Origin of the sequence: Mesorhizobium sp. M8A.F.Ca.ET.181.01.1.1, from assembly GCF_004792025.1 — a bacterium.
GTDB lineage: Bacteria > Pseudomonadota > Alphaproteobacteria > Rhizobiales > Rhizobiaceae > Mesorhizobium.
In genome coordinates this window covers 699,901-719,219 of sequence record NZ_SRTV01000002.1, presented here as the reverse complement: position 1 = coordinate 719,219, position 19,319 = coordinate 699,901, and the positions used below count along the sequence as shown (strand labels likewise).

Annotated in this window: 9 protein-coding genes; 2 read left to right on the top strand and 7 right to left on the bottom strand. The window is 58.8% G+C overall.

The genetic code is table 11. The features are described from left to right. Positions 1 to 472: 472 nt before the first annotated feature. The 3 genes from EN824_RS11885 to EN824_RS11875 are packed head-to-tail and all read right to left on the bottom strand — an operon-like array spanning position 473 to position 6,364. The gene (locus EN824_RS11885; RefSeq protein ID WP_245520973.1) at positions 473 to 2,698 is read right to left on the bottom strand and encodes a DEAD/DEAH box helicase; all 2,226 of its coding nucleotides are present in this window, start codon (positions 2,696 to 2,698) and stop codon (positions 473 to 475) included. Next, entirely contained in the window at positions 2,679 to 3,998 is a 1,320-nt protein-coding gene (locus tag EN824_RS11880) for an ATP-binding protein (RefSeq protein ID WP_135932290.1), read from the bottom strand. Before EN824_RS11880 ends, EN824_RS11885 begins: the two co-directional genes overlap by 20 nt. Beyond that, entirely contained in the window at positions 3,995 to 6,364 is a 2,370-nt protein-coding gene (locus tag EN824_RS11875; RefSeq protein WP_272483016.1) for a TerB N-terminal domain-containing protein, read from the bottom strand. Before EN824_RS11875 ends, EN824_RS11880 begins: the two co-directional genes overlap by 4 nt. 381 nt (positions 6,365 to 6,745) lie before the next feature. On the opposite strand from EN824_RS11875, the gene EN824_RS11870 reads away from it, so the two are divergent. Continuing rightward, complete coding sequence (locus EN824_RS11870) at positions 6,746 to 7,504, top strand: thermonuclease family protein (RefSeq protein WP_245520972.1); 759 nt, start codon at positions 6,746 to 6,748, stop codon at positions 7,502 to 7,504. A gap of 34 nt (positions 7,505 to 7,538) precedes the next feature. On the opposite strand, the gene EN824_RS11865 is transcribed toward EN824_RS11870, so the two are convergent. The 4 genes from EN824_RS11865 to EN824_RS11850 form a co-directional block, all read right to left on the bottom strand. Beyond that, complete coding sequence (locus EN824_RS11865; RefSeq protein WP_189522161.1) at positions 7,539 to 8,711, bottom strand: hypothetical protein; 1,173 nt, start codon at positions 8,709 to 8,711, stop codon at positions 7,539 to 7,541. Next, a complete protein-coding gene (locus tag EN824_RS11860) occupies positions 8,708 to 10,087 on the bottom strand; it encodes a hypothetical protein (RefSeq protein WP_135932287.1) in 1,380 nt (459 codons plus the stop codon). Before EN824_RS11860 ends, EN824_RS11865 begins: the two co-directional genes overlap by 4 nt. Then, positions 10,084 to 10,839, bottom strand: coding sequence for a hypothetical protein (locus EN824_RS11855; protein WP_145972518.1), 756 nt, complete (start codon positions 10,837 to 10,839; stop codon positions 10,084 to 10,086). Before EN824_RS11855 ends, EN824_RS11860 begins: the two co-directional genes overlap by 4 nt. 61 nt (positions 10,840 to 10,900) lie before the next feature. Beyond that, positions 10,901 to 12,343, bottom strand: a complete 1,443-nt coding sequence (locus tag EN824_RS11850; RefSeq protein WP_245520971.1) for a hypothetical protein — start codon at positions 12,341 to 12,343, stop codon at positions 10,901 to 10,903. 628 nt (positions 12,344 to 12,971) lie between these two features. Between EN824_RS11850 and EN824_RS11845 the strand changes: the two genes are divergently transcribed. Next, positions 12,972 to 19,175 carry a DUF3320 domain-containing protein gene (locus EN824_RS11845; RefSeq protein ID WP_189522160.1) on the top strand — a complete coding sequence of 2,068 codons (6,204 nt, stop codon included), beginning with the start codon at positions 12,972 to 12,974 and terminating at the stop codon, positions 19,173 to 19,175. Positions 19,176 to 19,319 lie beyond the last annotated feature (144 nt).

Sequence of the window (19,319 nt, the reverse complement as noted above, 5' to 3'; positions counted from 1 at the left end):
GACGTCACGTGGGAACACGGACGAAGAGCCATCCAGCTATTGGAGAGGGCTGGCCATTGTGGAGAGTTCCTGGGATGCGAGGATAAGGAATTCTATTCCGCCCTACCGGAGCAGGTGACGGTCTATCGAGGCTGTTCGCGCTCCCGCGTCAAAGGAATCTCTTGGACAACAGCCATGGCGGTGGCGGAAGCTTTTGCGCAGGGCCATCGTGGGATACAAGTGCCCCGTCCCGTGCTGGCGCAGGCGGTCATTTACAAAGGCGACATCCTTACAGTTTCGTCGGATCGGGGAGAGGCAGAGGTGTTGCTGAACCCCGACAGGCTCGCAGGCCTCTCGGTATGTCCATTTGCGGAACGTGCTTAGGCCAATGCCGACAGAGCTATCAAGGTCCACATCGGCAGCACGCTGTCGACCTCAGCAAGCAAGTCGAATTGTGGGCGTCTTTTTTGCATGCTTGCAATCGGTTAAAGCTTCAATTCCTGGACGCGAGCACTTCCCCTGCCATCATCCCGAGGTCTTCTCCGATTCTTGAATGTGCCCTCGCCCACAAGCGCCGCAGCAAGGTTTCCGGCACTATCTCGTCGAATTTCGCTGTCCGAAGGTTCTCCACGAAACCCGCGATCGATTGAATGTCCGGCGGGCGCTCGGCAACCTGCCGAAGGATTGCTGCAGCTTCATCAGACGTTGTCTCGATGACGGTGACGCCGACGTCGAGAACCACGCATTCAAGGCCAGCCGAAACCAGAGCGAAGGCTAAGACCGAATTCGCGTCCGTACCTCTCCACGTGAGGATATGGGTGTCCTTCCCTGCCTGCAGAAATCGTGATTGATCCAGCCCCAACAGTTTGTAAACCACCCTTCCCTGCTCAAGGAAATCGGTTGCGGCTCCATCGAGATAGACAGGGATTTCCGTCGACGACAGAACTGCCTGCATTTCGGCCGCGAGCCGGTCGTGAACCGGTTCATTCATAAGGGCGTCGAATTTTGGGATCTTCCCTGATCGGTGCCTTTCAACCTCGATCACTTTTCCTCGGTCGTCCACGGCGACGATGCGCCACCGCTGGCCCGCGAACGAAATCACGGCGCCGACCCCGACCGGATTGGAGACAGGGATCGTCCCCAGCGTGTGCCCTCCGGAGACCAGCCGCCACTCCTCGTCCGTCGAGAAAACGGCGTAGAAATCACGTGCGGCCGTGAGCCGTTCGCCGATCTCGCCAAGCATGATCGTTCCGTCCGGTGCTTGCTCGATCAGCCTTTGTTCCGGCGATGCCATCGACCGGAGAAGCTCCACGTAGTCAGTCTTGTTGAGCGCGGACAACGGCCCGGCACCGCATAGCAATCGGAACAGCCGGTCAGCACGCACGCCGCCTTCCTGAACAATCAGCGAAAGCGTTTGGTGAAGCGCTACGGTCGCTGTGGCGCTGGATATGGACGGAGGCTCAACGAACCGTTCAATCAGGAGCCGGACCGAGGCAGTTGCCCGCACCGTCTCCAACCTCAGCTGATCTAGAGGATCGGAATCTGCATCGAGGCTTCGCTCGCGCACATAGATTCGGAGAACGGCCGGGACGCCACGACGGCGTCCGCTGCGGCCAAGCCTCTGGCGCAGTGACGCCAGCGACCGCGGCGCGCCGATCTGCGCCACTGACTTGACCGACCCAATGTCGATCCCGAGCTCGAGGGTCGTCGTCGCCACGCCCGTGGTGGGAACACTGCCTTTCTTCAGCCTGTCCTCAAGCTCCTCTCTAAGTTCCTTCGACAAGCTCCCGTGATGCGGGAAGAATTCGTTCGGCACGGCCGCCATTTCGGACCGGGTGCGGAGCCGGTCGGCCAACGCCTCCACTCGCTTTCTGGATCCGGCGAAGGCAAGGTTGTTGGATCCCCGCAAGTTCGCAAAGACATGGTCAGCAATCAGATCGAGGGCGGTTGGGGGTCCTTCTTCGTTCTCAAGGCCATCGGAGTCTTCGACCTCCTCGGAATCGGCGTACGCCCTAATCTGAAGACGGAGTTCCGGTGAATCGGCTGCGGATTCAACGATCACTAACGAAGAAGGGTTCTCGGGCCGGAGCCAGCGCGCGGCGACGACAAGGTCGCCGATCGTGGCCGAAAGGCCGACACGCCTCGCCGGCTTCGCGGCCAAATCGTCCAGCCGACGGAGAAGGCTAGCGAGGTGCAGCCCCCGAGGTCCGTTGAGGAAAGCATGCAATTCATCGATGACAATGAAATCCAGCGAAGCCAACATCGCCTTCGCGTCACCCGGGTGACGGAGCAGCATCGCCTCGATGGATTCCGGAGTGATCAGGACGAGTCCGCGCGGGTCGCGCCTCGCTCGCTGCTTGGCAGACTGCGGAGCGTCTCCATGCCAGCGGACTACGTCGATCTCCATCCGCTCGCATAGGCCATCGAGGCGGCGGAACTGATCGTTGATGAGGGCCTTCAGAGGGCTGACATACAGGACGGAAAAACCACGTTCCTTCCGATCAGCAACCTTCGTGAGGATCGGCAGGAAAGCGGCTTCCGTTTTTCCGGCTGCGGTAGCGGCAGCGATCAGGACGTCGTTCTCGCCGTTCAGGATCGCGGCGATTGCCTTGTCCTGGACGTCGCGCAGTTCCTCCCACTTTTGTTCCCAAATCCAGCGCCGGATCGTCTCGTGGAGCCTGTCGAAGCCGGAACGGTCCTCAGAGCCTGATGCTGGCAAGATTCTCATCCCCGCCCTCGGCGCCGCCTTCGCTTTCGTCGGCTGACGGGTTCTCAACGTCGGGCGCGACTTCGACACGCCCGAGAAGACTTTCCCATCCTGTTCCAGGGTTCTGCTCAAGAACCGCCAACAACTGGACGAACGCCTTAATCGTGTTGCGAGGCGTCCTGAAATAAGCCTCGCCGACGTGTTTGCTGCAATGTTCCATGAACGCGGGAAGCGCCTCATCCGGTACCAGATGAGTTGCCGGATCGCCATGTGCGAACACTGACCGGATATTGGACAAGAGAATAAGGAGGTCCTCGGGCGTAAGGCTCTGCAAGCGAAGCACAGGGCCGGACAGGTCGACGAGCCCGTTCGTCGCGAAGGCGTTCTCCGCGAGACGCGACTGCAGTGCGGCGTAACTGTAAAGGCCCCGGCGAGTGTCCATGAGGAATTCGGGGGTGCCACCGAACACGAAGCCGATGCCGCCGAAATTCCCCTGAAGGACGTCGTTGAGCATGCGCAGAATTTGCTCAAAGTTCTGATTGCGTGCCTGGGCGCTCTGGAGCTTGTACAAGTTCACCATTTCATCGAAGACAACGAGCAGGCCGGCATAGCCGGCGAGCTTGACGAATGCCGCGAGCAATTTCAGCGCGTCATAAATGTCGTTGTCATCGATGATGGTCCTGACGCCCAGCGCCTGCCTTGCTTCTGTCTTCGTTGAATACTCGCCGCGCAGCCACCGAAGCGCTGATGTCTTGAGGACCTCGTCGCCCTCCTCGCTGCCGCGCCAGTAGGCTTTCAACACAGTCGCATAGTCATAGCCGCCGACCTCCTCCTGCAGATGAGCCAGGCGTTCGTCTATGACGCGCTCGACAGGCACGCTTTTCCTTCCCGCTTCGTTCATGCAGTCAGTCACGAAACGCTCGACAACGCTCGCCAGCGCGCCTCCCTCGGGCTTCGTCCGGGTGGCCATGTTCCGGACAGCCTCGGCATAGAGTCCCCTCGCTTGGCCGGCGGACGCATGAATCCTGCGGTCGGGCCCAAGGTCGGCATGGATGGTCACGCATTTCCGTTCGAGCGCTATCAAGCGGACGAGATTCAGGAAGAATGTCTTCCCCGCGCCGTACTCGCCGATAACGAATCGGATCGCCGCACCGCCATCTGACAGGCGGTCAATATCCCGGACCAAGGCTCCCACTTCCGCAGCCCTTCCGACCTGCACGTGGCGAAGTCCCGTCTTTGGGACGACGCCGGCGGCAAGCGCCTGAAGGATGACGTCGCGGTCGCGTGACTTGATGGTCGTTCCTGTCGTCATCTCTCCGCTCCCGCCCTTTGCAGTTCCATTCGAACGTGTTCAACGACCACAATGTGCTCCTCTCCGTCGAGGATCGCTTCGTCGAACTTGTCGAAGCCCCATTCATTTATCGTTTCGACCGCGCCGTCCGGCAACAGCCGCAGTTTCCGCGCCACGTCTTCGAATGCGTCACGGCCTAGCTCACCGACTCCGAGAAGGCAGGAAAGCAGTTCGGCATGAGCCGCATCAAGGCCTTCAAACCTCGAGTCTCCTCGCTGGGTCGCCTCCATCGGAGCCGGCGGCAGAGAAAGCGGCTCGTCTTCGACAAAGATGCCTGCAAGAAGTTGGGAAACCGCTGACGTCTCCGACTTTATCCGTTCGAGCCGCGCGACGTCGAGCCGTATGCCGGATGCTTTGGCTGCCGAGGCTTCGGCGGGAATGGGAACACCGCCCGTCCGTGTTTCCGGTGTGACGGCTATGGGCTCGTCCAGGACTACCGAACCGCGATGAAGCGCGGAATATAGATCCTCCACTGGATACCCGAGCGTTTTGTATAAGCGCTCGAGAAACTTCACCTCGTCCGGAGCGGCATGTCCATCCGCGAGCACCGCCGACGTGGCCGATCTAATCGCGCCGTCGCGCGCCTCGGCTTTAACACTGCGCAACCTCTGCATAGCAGATTGCCGGGCGGGGGCATCCTTCAGCAGCGTGCTCGCATAAGCCATCAGCCTGGCGCGCTCAATTCCGCCGAGGCCGGGAACCGACCGAATGTCGCTCTTGATCGATTCGAATTCACTAGTCTCGATCTTCCCGTCTGAAGCGGCTGCAAGCGCAGCGACTTCGACCATGGCCCTGGCAGAAGCGTAGCTTGGAGCCTCGCTATCTACCGGCGCCCCGTCTTTCGCCTTGAACAGCAGGACATAACCATCGGCATCAAGATTCCGGGCGCCGTATCTCCGGTCTGGCTCGAACCCTACATCAAGCTTGTCCATGAAGGCTCCGACTTGATTGCAGAACCCGGAGGGAAGTTTGCCTTTCGGTGGGGTCTCCACTCCCAATGCCTTGGCCAGTTGACCTACTCTGACCCCCGCAATGTTGCGGCCCCCGAAAAGATGTTCGATACGCTCAAGCACGGCGCTTCCCATTACCGAAGGCGATGTCAACATCTCCTTCGGCAACAGGAAAGCGGCCTCGATCGTGCCCTTCGCTTCTGGACTTTTCCCCAGGAGACGACTGTACGAGGCGAGTTCATCCGTGCACGCGTTTAGGAGATCCCTCAGGCCTTCGAGGGGTGCGGAAATCGCGGCGATGTCGGGGAGTGGCCCGGTGTCGCTGTCGGATAGGTCGAGCCTACAGTCAAAGCCGCCGCACGCCGCATGATATTCGATCTTGAGCTTAGTTTTCGGCGGATTGACCTTGAGTCCTTGCGGGTAGCGAAAAGCGAACCGCATTTGCCAGAGCTCGGCAAGTTCATCGAAACATCTCGTCGCAGGCGTTCGCAGATAAGTGTCCGGAAGCGACAACACCCAGAGGAGTGCGTCCGTACCGTCGAAAGAAATCGCTGAGGCAAGTTTGCGCCCTAGATGGAGCCTGACGGGTAACGGCATCTCGTACCCGTTCCTGAGATCGGGCGAGAGTGGCGGGCGAGAGATTTCCGGACCTTTGACGAGCTCCGCAACGTCAAGGAATTTCGACGCGTAGTTCTTGAACGAATGATTTTCGCCGTGGAGGGCAAGGAGGCGCCTGACCTCCGCGATCAATGCAGGCGTCTCGTCTTTGGCGGCGTCCACGAACAGGCGACGCTCAAGGCCGTAGAAAAACAAAAAGACATATCCTATGCCGATCCTCGGATCGTTCCTTCCGCCCGCAAGCCAGTCGAGATAAGTCCGCCTGGCGATGGGTGGAATGTTCGAATATGACGGCCAATAAGGTAGGAGGCTGCCCGATAGATCGCTGCCCGACGGGGCGACCGTGCACGACGGATCCACAAGGCAATTGGTTCCGCGGTCCGAAGTCGTTCCAGTGAAGGCTCCGCCGAGATAAAACATGCCAGCGCCGATGGTCATTTCGCCCACCCGCACGCTCTCGCCGGACGGAATCCATCGAGCGGGAGTCCTGATCGCAGAAAGCCTGTCGCTATCTGGCGCCGACGGCGCTGGCAGACGCCGGTCCCTCTGGTCTGGGCCTCCAGTGAATCTTGGATCGGGGTTAATTCGAGGATCGATCCACGCCTCTCTGGCTCGGGCCTGAGGTGGATCTTCGGCGAAGCTGCTACGCGTTGCGGCGAACTCGCGCAGCTGGGGTGGCTGAACGCTCCGTTCCTTATTCTTTACGGCGCGGTAGAAAAACCAGGCGGCCAACGCCACGCCCGCAAGCACCCACCCCATCGTCGCCCCCGGCTTGCTTTGGATGTTCTTTCCCCGAATAATTGCATATTCGGAAGCTCCGCGACAAATTCTTTGCCAGCCACTGAAGCATTTCCAGCGGTCGACGTCAGTGTCATTCGTGCTCGTTCGGCGATCCAAGCGTCTGGAGGCCTTGTGCCGCGGCAGGAACACCCTTAGTGGCTTGAACTTAGCCGGGTTTTGACACGGACGGGTTAGCCGAGCTTTTCCCACAGCATATGGCGAAAAGTGCGGTTTTGGCGCATTGTGTTCAGTACATCGGGGGCGGCAATGGACCATCGTGTCCGACTTAAGCGACGGCGCGAAGCAAGATCGGTGACGCGACGTTCGCGACTGCATTCAAAGGGAAGCGTACGTTGGACTGTGGCAGCTGCACTCGCTGTTGCTGGCATTGCGGGATATTTCGGGTGGAGCTTCGTCTCAAGAAATAGTCCGGAAATCATTTCTTACGCGCAGGGCAAAGCTTCCTCGGATCAAGAGGATTTGGTCGGCCGTGCTTCCGTCATCGACGGCGACACAATCGAAATCCATGGCAAGCGCATCCGCTTCAATGGCATCGACGCGCCCGAGTCGTCTCAAACCTGTACAGACGGGAACGGCAAGGCATACCTATGCGGCGCAAAGGCCGCCGAGGCGGTGGACCAATTTCTGGCCGCCTCGTCTCCCACCCGATGCGTATTCGTTGCCCGTGACCGCTATGGCCGTTTCGTCGGAAACTGCTTCCGGGCGGACGGAGAAAGCGTTCAGGCTGCACTCGTCAGGGATGGCTGGGCTCTTGACTGGCCGCGTTACAGCAAAGGCGCGTACGCCGAACTACAGGAAACAGCGAAGGCCGAAGGCAAAGGGATATGGATCGGCGCGTTTGAACGTCCGTGGGAATGGAGGGCGGATCGACGGAATGGCAAGGGTGCAACCGCGCCGATCGTACCGCTTGTCGGCGTCTCGTCCGGTTCCGACGGATGCAACATCAAAGGCAATATCAATTCGTCGGGCGAACGCATCTATCACGTGCCCGGCCAGGAACACTACGACAGGACCCAAATCACGCTGAGCAAGGGCGAGCGATGGTTTTGTTCGGAGGCCGAAGCACTGGCCGCAGGGTGGCGCCCCGCCCTTCGCTGATCGTCGAAACCGTCTAACCCGTGCTGCAGTTGCCTCACTGAATCTTCGCGCCGACCTCCGTTGTCGACGGCGAATTGCGTTTCCTGACCCGGATCTCTATCCGACGCCGCGATTTCACGTCACCTGCTTGGGTTCCGTTGGTCAGGGTGTCGTCGGGAAGGATCAGTTGGGCCCCCGACATGGGCAGAATGGTCACCGCCTGGAGAGCCGGGACGCTTTTCAGGACTTTGGCTACGGCAATCGCGCGCGCTAGCCCCAGACCCGCGTTGTCCGCAGGGTGCAGCACGCCGACTGGAGCAGTGCCGCCGAGTACGTCTTGAAGCTCGGCGTCAAGGTTTGATCCAAGGCGCGAGATCTTCTGCTCATCGGTGTGCCCGATGACCTCCACGACGTCCACCGCATATTTCGCGGCGATGTCGGCAATCTGTCCGGCGGTGTTTTCTCGCAAGGCCGCGTCAAAGCTCGGACTGAGTTCTGCGCTGCCCGACTTGAAGAAGTATCCGTTCGTTTCGCTGAGACTGATAATCGGCGGCCATTCGTGGGGCTTTGCGTTGCCTTCAGATTCTTTAGCCTTGCGGATGACCTCAAGCAGTTGCTCGTCCGGCGTCTGCTTCGAGAGCGTGACGACGACCTTGTCTCGGAGCACTTTGATCGCCGGGGCAAGCTTTTCGACGTCATCGGCAGTCAGTCCGGAATCCCGGAGTCGTGCTGCCGCAGGCACAAGTTCCGCGACGTCATTTGCCGAAATCCCTTTCTCCCGAAGCTTCTTGATGACATCGGTTCCTTCCTTCACCTCTGAGAGCGTCAGTTCATTCTTCCTGAGTTCCAGAAGGATTGGCGCTTGTTTCTTGACCTCTTCGAGAGTGAGACCGGTCTCCAATATCTGGTCCACCGTCTTTTTTGCGAGTTCCAGTTCCCGCCATTCCTTTTCGAGTTCGTCGCTGCCAGCAACTGTCTTTCGGAAGACCTCGAGTTTTTCTGCGAGCAGAGCGTTCGAGTCCTTCTGCTTCTGAAGTTCAATCTCGATCGCCAGCTTGTCCGCTTTGATGCGTTCAGAAGTGGACCGCTCTCTCGCGATGATCGCACCCGCTGCCAACAAGAGGCAGAAGACGAGCAACAGCATGGACTCGGCCATGGTGAGACCGAGAATAAGGCCGCGGCCATAGCCTCTTTGCTCGCTGGAGACGGACGTTCCCTGGGTGCTCAACGGCGGTTCCACCACCGCTTGCTGTCAGGCTCGCTCTCGACAGTTCTATCCACGGGGGAAACTGCATCTCCGGCCGTTTCGCGCGCATCCCGACCGTTCGGCTGCGCCGCTTGAACTTCGACGGGGGCAGCCACAGCGACGATGTCGTCAAGAAGCGGAGTCGCCCCTAAGCCGTCGCCGAAATGGTGGACTGCACCGTTTGACGCGGCAGCCACGCCATCGGATAGAGGTTCGAATACACCGGGTTTCGCGACCGCGCGCGTTTCGAAGAGCATCTTTTCCAAGAGCTTCTGCATGTCTGCATTCTGCTGTTGGACATGGCGGGCAAGGTTGTCTGTGCTCCGCTGGACGTGAGCGGACGCCTCCAGCGACTTCTCCATGATCTGAAGCGACCGCCCGCTTGTCTCTACGATTTTCGCGGCGGCATTGGTGATCAGGTCCATGCGGTGGGCCTGATCTTTGCTGAGGGCCTCGGTCCTGGCGCCGTAGTCGACGACGATTTTGCCGAGCTCCCTGACAAGCGGACCGAGTTCGTTCTTCAGGACGGCTTCGGGTATCATGACCGCTTCGAGTTTCCTGGCCACGGCGTCGACCTGGCTTCCGAGTTGAGACGTCGAGCTGGCCATCCCGCTGTTGGCCTGCTCGAACAGGTCACCGGAGCTGTCGACCTTTTCTGCGATTTCGGAGAGCTTGGATGCAATCTGACCAAAGCTGGCGTCGATCGCGGCGCTGAGTTTCGCCGACGCATCCTGAACTGGCTTGATGGCTTCGTTCGCCATCTTTTCCAAAGCTCCCTTCAGTTGCTCCCCAGTATCATCGGCATGCCTGACGATCTCCTCGAACCCCTCGCTGATCATCTGATTGCTCACCCGACGGAAATCAGCGAATTCCCGCGTGGCGCTTTCCATCTCCGAGCGTACGCGTCGCGTCATGGTCGCCAACTCATGGCGTGTCGCCCTCTCGACATCGAGAACGTCTCTCCGCGTCTGATTGTAGAGGATGCGAAGAGCGATTCCGAAGATCGTGGACGTGATCGCGATGCCGAAGTTCCGGATGACGTCGTCTGTCGAAGACACTGAGGTGAATTGATATAGGGAAACGCCCAAGCTCGACAGCGTGAACAGGAAGCCCATGTAATAGAGGTTGTCGCCGGTCTGCTCTTCGTGGAGCCGGATCCGCCCCGAAAACCAGGACAGCGACAAATATCCGATCATGAGCATGATCGGGACCGTCATGGAAACGAACGGATTCACCCCCCACAGCTTCGAGACCGCAATGAATATGCAACCGGTGAGGGTAAACGCGGCGAAGGCATAAAGCGGCAGGTTCCGGAGAAGACCCGTCGAAAACTCTTCGCCGACTGTGTGACGGTTCAATTCATTCCCTCCAGTCGTGGCGACGGCAGAAAGTTGCCGCGATTTTCTACGACCCACTTAGCCCAGAATTCCAGATGATCGCGCCCGTCGAAGGGTTTCGCCGCGCGATCGACATACCAGATCGCAACGTCAACCCCGTCCAGCGTGGTTCGGTATTTAGCATTCGCTGGACTGTTCAGATACGCTCCGTAGCTGACACCTGACTTGTACTGGGAGTACAGCTCCGTGTGTTCGATCATGTCGGAGGCGACGATCAACTGCTTCGTAGCGCCGGGTTTCGAAAGCTTGTCGAAAACCGTGAGCTTGATTTCCTGAATGGCCGCCATGATCGGCGACTGATTGCCGGATTGGCCATTAGGGATGCTCTCCGAAACCTTATCCAACGGCTTGTTGAAGGCTTCCTCCCACTGGCGCTGGCGTCTTGCAGGATTATTGGTCCATTGGTCGACTGAAGAGCCGTCACCAGGATTGCAGCCGTCAAACATCTTGACGAGTTCGCCCGGGTTCTCGGTAAGGCCAAAAATCTCCAGCAATCCGCCGACCTGGATCGACGATACGGTCTTTTGGAACCTATTCTTGATATCGAGCAGCGTGGTGTCGGAGATCGGATCGGTCGTATCGATCAAGAACACGTTTACCGCCACGGGACCGTCAAGCGGACACAAGGTTTCCTTGGCCAGTTTCGTTTGGGAATTGGCCTTCGCGTAGAGGTATCCTAATCCACCGATCAATGCCCCGGAGAGGGCGAGCAAGCATATGCCCGCCACAACAGCGCCCAATCGGCCCTGTTTGCGGCTTTTTCTCCTTCTCGTCCTAGCCATTGGGGGCCGTCTCCGGATGCAGCTTGTCCAGTTCGCGGTACTGGTCGATGCCGTCGTCGCACACTGCTGCGATCTTTCTGATCTGGTCGGATAGGTCTGCCTGTGCCTTGCGTATGGACTCGGCGACGTCCTTATCCGTCAGTTCGCTCTCCCCTGCTTTCGTGGGTTGAATACGGTCCAGCTTGTAAGCGCCGTCGAAGTACTTCGGAGCAGCTTCCGTCCGTGCCTTGGCATTGGCTTCCCGATAGCGTTTGAGCAGCACGTTGGCGGTCCGCTCAAGCTGCTCCTGATATTGGACAAACAAGGAGAGCAGCTTCGCCCGATGGGCGATGATCGCATTGTGGTCTCGGCGGCGGCTGCTGAGGTCCCTTATGATTTCGTCGACCTTCTCATTGTGGTCGTCCCGTACGGCGAGCAGTTCTTCAATCAGGTCTTCCTGGCGGGTCGCGTAAGTCGTGCGCGCCGCAAGTAGCCTTTTGTACACTGCGGCATATCCGAGATACGGGTCTTTCAGGTACCAGCCGTCGATGAAGGCAAAGATCGAAAACATCAGGCCGATGCCGAAGAGCAGCCAGGATTTGATGTCCACCAGGCCGAGCGGGTCATGCCGGATTCTATCCATAACGATAGGTCCAGCGTCTTCGAGGATGCTACCAGCCACCTCCCGGTAGTGGGCAAGCCCCAGGTTCAACGCGACAGCAAGCCCAGCATAGCCAGCGATGGAAAGGTATCCGAGAAGCTTCAGGAACGCAGACCGGTGGACAGTGAGGCTGACGCAAAATAGGGCGAAAACCAAAGCGATCCCGATATTGAGGAAGGAGAAGCTCATGGCCTCGGTCACGCCTCCGACGATTCCCATATCGCTTCCCTTTGCGAGGAAGACGCCGTTCATGATCGACTCGACAAGAAAGAGGAAGAACAGGAACGACACCTTGAAAAACCATACGTGGCCCTCTGACAGCCGCGGGGCGCGTGTGATCCGGTGTCGCTTGCGGAAATCGGCATAGTCTTCTTCGGCAGCGTTCAGCGCCCGTCGCAAACCATGGAGTTCGTTGCGTCCTCTGACGACCTCCGCCTTGAAGTTGGAAACGCCTTCGGCGTTTGCTTTGTGGATGTCGGAAAACTGCCCTTCGAAGTCCAGGCCGCCGAGCCTGCCGGCGAACGAATGGAGCTGGTCCTCCAGGTTATTGTACGCCGTACTCCTGGCGTCCTGGACCTTGCTGACGATCGCCAGTTCAACGTCGTCAAGTGATTTCGAGCTCTTCGAGGGCTGATTGGCCGCACCGCGGGTCTGCCCTTCTTCCGCGAGCTTCATGTCACGTGCGACTCTGTCTACGTCCAGGTTCGGAAATATTTCAGTCGTGACCACAAAGTCATGGCTCGTCTCACGGACCTTTTCCAAGATCCGGTTGAGCCCATCAAGCGCCTTCGTCAACTCTTTACCCCTTGCCCACTTTCCCATGGTCAGCCCGTGCGTGACCTCTTAAGCAAAGAAACCCGTGTCGACAACAATAATGACGATCTACACGAGTTGCGGCAGAGGAGGACAACAGAAACTGTCACCTGTTTGCAGATCGAAACGCTACGGCGGATGACATGGGAATTGTAGAGTCCGGATAATGGAAACTCCTGTCGATGCTTAGAAAATGCCGTCTGCGGTCGGTTGTCGGCACCTCCCAGCGCTTGATAGCCGGAAGCAATTTTGAGAGAGAATTGGCCCGTAACATTGAATCATATGCACCATGCCCGCCCGACCATACCAATCGAAAAGAATTGACGAACTCGAACGCATTTTCAAAGAGATGCGATCCGATGGACCTGCGCTCGAGCTGTTGTGGCGGGAACTGGAGCACCGCTCGACACATCGAGCCGGGCAGCTCCAGAGAAACGTGGCAGCAGCCCGCAAACTGTCCGTAAAAGCACGGTCCAGTCGGACGGTTGATGTGCGCGACGACATGCAAACACAATTGCAGCTCGCCGGAGCTGACCTCGCATCTTCGCAGTGTGAAACAAGGATTCCGGGGTCACTTCCCAATCTCAGGTGTGATAGGAACGTTTCCGGGGTGGACGTCGTCCGTCAGGCGGAAATGAACGACAGGTTTGGGATGCTTGATCGCGGCGAATTGGACAGGCTTGGCAATATCTACGAGCTGCTGCGACTAAAGCTCCTGGATTTGACCAAGAAAAATCGGATGCTGAATTACTCGATCAGCGCCCGCTCAAAACGCCAGTTGCAGATCGTCGATGAGGTGCTTGAGGAAGCATACTCGAAACTCGTCGATGACGACGGCTCGTTCAGGATTGTCCATCTCGATGAACCCGAGGGCCTCCCGCCAGAAGAGAAGACCGAGGAGTTCGTTGACGCGTTCGAGCACGCAAAGGTTTCCGACATCGATTTCCTGACTGCGCTGGACAACTTGGTCGCCAGCGCAACCGATGATGAAATGGCCGTTGAACGGCTCGAGAGGGCCCTCCGCGATCGCGTGCGCTCCCAACTTGGACTCCCGCCTCGACCCAAGCGCGCGGACGTCAATCGCAACGAACATGCGCGGTCGCTCGGCATAGACCCGAGTCCCGAGCTCCAACCGGCGGGCACGAAGAAGACGCACTCCGACCGCTTTCTCCAGACGTTGAAATATCCCGACGAGCTCGAGGCTTTAATGGAGAAAATCTCCGCAGAAGCTCGGCTCGCCGAACAGGAAGCGGGCCTGTCGACGCTGTTTTTGGCTTTCGGCTTCCTGGAATGGTACGACAGCGATGCCTCCGACAAGCCGATCTACGCGCCCCTCCTCCTTCTCCCTGTCAAGATCGAACGGCAGAAGGTGCGAGGAAAGCACGTCTATGAAGTTGCGGCGCGCGAAGGCGCTGCGGAAACAAACATCAGCCTTCAGAAATTCCTGGAAACGAAATTTGGGAGAGACCTTCCGGATTTCGGCGATGCCGATGACGGAGGATCCGTCGAAAACTATCTGGCCAAGGTCGAGGCAAGCATCGAAGGATTGAAAAGATGGCGGGTTCGGCGTTGGCTAGTGCTCGGCCATTTCGCCTTCAGCCGCATAGCAATCTACGAGGACACCAAGCCGGAGAAGTGGCAGAACCACCCTGCCGCACATCCACTGGTCGGCTCGCTCCTAAGCGGCTTCGAGCAGGGCGCCGATGGTGACGGGCCCTCGTTCCATTCTCCCGAAGATTACCTTATCGACGATCCGGAGATCGAGAAGTCCGCCCCGATCCTGATCCAAGACGCCGACGCCTCGCAACACAGCGCTCTCGTGGACGTGATGCGGCAGAAGAATTTGGTGATTCAAGGGCCCCCGGGGACTGGGAAGTCCCAGACCATCACGAACATCATCGCAAATGCGCTGGCTGCTGGGAAGACAGTGCTTTTCCTGGCTGAGAAACAGGCAGCCCTCGACGTTGTCAAACGGCGGCTCGACAAGTCCGGCGTTGGCGAGTTCTGCCTGGAGCTGCACTCCGACAGATCGTCTCCCAAAGCGGTGGTCCAAAGCCTCGCCCGCCGATACGAAATCGGCGTCGGGCGGTCCGCTAGGGCAGCTACCGCGCAGGAGGACACGACGTGGGCTTTCGCACGGGCCCAGATCTCTGAATATCTGAACGACCTGCACTCCGAAGCCGACGACGGGGCGACTCCGTTCGAAATGATCTGGAAGTCGATCCGAGGACGTTCGGTAAACGCCGATCTTGGAGACTTTTTCAACGACGTCCATATGCCGGACGATCTGCTAGGCGACCCACGCAACCTGTGGGACGTCAGAGGTAAATTAGAGATCTTCGCGGCGAGCGCGCAGGCGTTCCATGATTCCTATGGACACCCGTCGGCGTCACCATGGAGTGCGACCCCTCCGGGGCACCTGCCGGCGTACGAGCGCGATCAGTTTCTTGCGGCGATCCAAGGCCTTCGAGATGCAGCGGCGGAATTGGCGAAATTCATGGATCGCCACGAGGGTCTCGGCATTCTTTCCGATGAAGATGGAGATGCGGTGTCGGCAGCCGACAAGATCATACCGGAGCCATCGAGCCCTTCGAAGATAGCCACCATCGCCGCCATCGATCTGGATGGCCTGCAGCATGGGCTGTCCTTTCAATCCTCGTACCTTTCGGCAGCTCAAGCAGTCGACGACTTGCCGTCAGCAGGAGATCTCGACGCGCCGACTCTTGATCGGGCCCGGGCGATCGTGTCAGCGCTGCCGGCCCAAGGCCTTGCCGAGCTTAGCCCCGTCGGCCTGCGTGCCCATGCCTACCGCACGATCCACCGAAACAAGGGGTTCCTAGACGCGCTTGAATCGATGGGCCAAGCAATGGAATTGCTAGGTTTGGGAGGCTCCGCCCCCGTTCACGCTCTCGACGCTGTTTCAGCGGCTCTCGAGGTTACCGAGAGCGCTGACCCTGAGCATCTGCAATGGGTTGGCGCTGTCCAGATCGACACCTCTATTTTCCGTCAGCTGTTTGATCAATGGAACGCACTTTCTCGCGAAGAGCTGGAACTTCGCCAAGCGGTGAGAGGGTTCACCGAACCCAAATGGCCGGACGCACAGGAACTTGACGAAGCCGGCGCTGCATTGCGAAAGACCGGGATCGGGAGGCTCTTCAGTGCGATGCGCGGAGACGTCAAAGCCGCCGGCGCAATGTTGGCGCGGCTCCGGCTTCCGGCAGAACCGAACTCCGTCGACATGCTTGTCCGAATTTCGAAACATGTCCGGTCGGTCGAGGCGTTCGCGTCCCATCGCGACGCAGGAGCCGCGATTGGCAAAGCCTGGGCCGGGATAGGAACGCCGTTCGTGGCTATCGATCAAGGGATCAAGCTGCGCGAAGCAGTGGAGCATAAGCTCACGGGGCTTTCCGACGGAAACAGCGTTGCCAAAGCCATAGTCGGATTGACCGTAGGTTCTATCTCCGCATTCGCAAAGCTTTCGCGGACGGCAGATCCGTACAGAGCCGGACGCGCACGGTTCGATGAATTGATTGACGGGCACCGGATCGGGCACGCTGCGGAACAGTGCACCAAGGATCTGGAGGCTTTCGAACGCATTCTCGGACTGGACCCGGATGACCGGCTGTCATCTTCCACGCTTTCGCTCTCGACCCTTGCCGAGATCGATGCCGCCAGGACACGCTTGTCGCAAGCGCTCATCGCGGTCGACAGATCTCCATTCGCCGTCGCGGTTCGCTCGCTGGCGCCTGACAACGACGGGGTCTCGCAAACTGAAGACGCCATAGGATATGTGCGATCGGTCAAGTTGGCGCGACTGCCCGGGCCGATCCTTGAAGGACTTCTCTCCGCGGATGCCCGGGCGTGGCGCGACCGACTTCGCGAGATAGCAGAGTCATATGACCGCGTTACAGGGCAGATCAACCAGTCGGCGAAGCGTCTTGACGAATTCGGGGTTCGTGGCATGGACGCCTTCGATGTGCGGTCCATGATCCCGCATCTTGAAAACCTCCTGGAACATAGAGAGGAGCTTTCGGAGTTCATCTCCCTCCGCAGTTCCCGAGCCGAACTCGAGGGAGCAGGCCTCGTCGAATTCCTTTCCAAGACAGATGGACTGCTGGTCCCTCCTTCGCGGCTTCCGGCGGTATTCGACGCGGTCGCATCCCGACTTCGTGCCAAGGCTGCCCGGCGTCTCTCCTCGTCGTTGGCTAACCGGACTGGCAACGAACTCGATGCGAAACGAAAGACGTTTGCCGAGCGTGACAGGCAGAAGATCCTTGGTGACCGCGAGACCGTCCGGGCGCGTTTGCTCACAAGGCAGCCGCCGAACGGCCTCCGCAACGGATCGGTGAAGACATGGACGCAAATGAGCCTTCTGGCGAACGAGTTTCCGAAACAGAAGCGCTTCACGCCAGTTCGCGGTCTGATGGGAAGGGCTGGCGAAGCTGTCAGGGCTCTGAAGCCCTGTTTCATGATGTCGCCCCTCTCGCTTTCAAAGTTTCTCCCGCAAGGCAGATTTGAATTTGACCTGCTCGTCATTGACGAGGCGTCCCAAATGAAGCCGGAAGATGCGTTGGGCGCCATGTTGCGTGCGCGGCAGATCGTAGTGGTCGGCGACCCGAAACAGCTTCCGCCGACGAGCTTTTTCGAACGATCGAGCGACAATCCGGCTACTGATGACGAAGATGCGGACGAGATCGATGACGAGTCGATCCTTGAACGATGCCAGAAGGTATTCGGTGAGGTCAGGCGCCTGAAATGGCATTATCGCAGCCGTTGCGAGAGCCTGATCCGGTTTTCAAACGACAACTTTTACGAGGGCAGCCTCGTCACGTTCCCCGCTGCAAAACCCGGCTCTTTCTCTATCGATCTGCTTCGCGTCAACGGGGAATACCAGGCCAGGCGGAATGTCACCGAAGCAGAGCGCGTCGTTGAAGAGGCGATAGAGTTCATGCGGCACTTCTCGGACAGTGATGAGGATTCGCTTCCCACCCTGGGTATTGTCGCGCTCAACACGGACCAGAGAGACCTCATTGAGGAAACCCTCCGACGGATGTCGGGCGATGACGAACTCGTCGAGACGTATCGGGAGAAAGCCGGGAAGAAGGGCGAACCTTTGTTCGTGAAGAACTTGGAGAACGTTCAGGGCGACGAACGCGACTTCATCTTCATATCGATGACCTACGGCAAGGAAGCCGGCGCGACTGTCATGCGGCAGCGCTTCGGCCCGATTAACAGCAAGCAGGGTCATCGTCGCCTCAACGTACTTTTTTCCCGGGCCCGGATCCGCATTGGTCTCTTCGCATCCTTTGGCTCCGAAGACGTCAAACCGACGGAAACAAGCAAAGAGGGCGTCCATGTTTTGAAGCGATATCTCGAATATACCGAATCCGAGGGACGTGCTGCGGTCCAGCTGATTGGCGGCGAGGCAGACAGTGAATTTGAAATCGAGGTGGCCAATCGTCTTCGCGTTCGTGGCCATTCCGTAGACATGCAGGTGGGAGTTTCCGGATTCAAGATAGACTTGGGAATACGGCATCCGGACCACCCGGAAATGTTCCTCGCAGGCATTGAATGCGACGGCGCGCAGTATCATTCGAGCAAGAGTGCGCGCGACCGCGACAGGTTGCGCGAAGAGGTTCTGAGGGGCCTGGGCTGGAACATCCTTCGGGTCTGGTCGACCGATTGGTTTGACAGCCCGGACGCTCAGACGGAAAAGCTCCTCAAGCGGCTTGAGGAATTGCGGACTAAGCCAATGTCGGCGTTTCAGGACTATCGACTTGGGCCCAAATATTTGCCGGCGATCGAGGTCGCAATCGCAGAGCTGTCAGAAACAGAAACCGACGATGACACTGATGGCCAAGCCCTATTTGACTCCATAGCGGAGCACGCGATTTCGGACGTGCAGGCCGAAACGGACGATCGCGCTGACCCGTTTGAGGGGAGCGGTAGTTTGACTGCTGACCAGGCGTACCAAGCCTTGGCGTCATTTAGGGAAAAGATCATCCGGCCGTCGGCCTCCAATTGGGAGCCGCATCGTTCCATCCTTCGCGAAGCCATGATCGAAACGTTCGTCCACCAAAGGATTACCGATCCTGACGACTGGTTCACTCGCGTCCCGCACTACCAGAGGTCCGGTACCGACCCGATGGAAAAGAGGCTGTACCTGGATCGCATCTGCAGCGTAATCGATCGCATCGGCGCGTCGGTCGGGCAGAAGCCCTCGGTGCAGTCTTCGCCGTCCTTTCCGGCGATGCCACGCGACGTGAAGGTTGCGACTTCCAAGTCACCAGCCAATCAAACGGAAGGGGTTTATAGCGTCACCGATTTCGGTGTTGCTGGGCTGAGGCCGGATCATGACCGCTTTTACGAGGCAAGCTATCGCCAACTGCTTCGACAACTGATTGCGCATGTCATTCAGACCGAGGGTCCGCTGTACGGCGATATTCTCGCCATCCGGATCGCGAGAGCACATGGCATGGAGCGGACGGGTTCAATCATACAGAAGATGGTGACCGATGCCGTAGACCCGCGCTTTCCCCGATCTCGTGAGGAGGAACGGGACGTGTTCTGGCCAGAAGGATCCGTGACGGATCGCCCGGTGCCCTTCCGGGTTTCGGCTGATGGAAGCCGATCCCATAGCGACACTCCGCTTGCCGAACTTGCCAGCTTGGCGTCGCCGTATCTGCGCGTCAGGCTCTCCGACGATCAGGTCATTGAAAAGCTAGCGGAGCAGTTCGGCTTGCAACGCATTCGGGCTGCTACCCGAGAGCGATTTGAATCGGCGATCGCGATCGCCAAAATGTCCACCAAGTGATTGGGCTTTGGCCCTAGTCTAGAGCGTCTCGCCGTGGATCATCGCGAAGCCGGAGGCCCGGTTGGCCGACGGCTCCTCCCTTGCGCATCGCGGCCGTGTGCCCTGCAAGCCGCGACACGCAAGCCAAGCAAGGGAGAGCGGATC

Excerpts from the sequence above, each read along its gene's own strand:
- EN824_RS11880 (WP_135932290.1), bottom strand. The coding sequence starts at position 3,998 with ATGACGACAGGAACGACCATCAAGTCACGCGACCGCGACGTCATCCTT.
- EN824_RS11875 (WP_272483016.1), bottom strand. The coding sequence starts at position 6,364 with ATGGGGTGGGTGCTTGCGGGCGTGGCGTTGGCCGCCTGGTTTTTCTAC.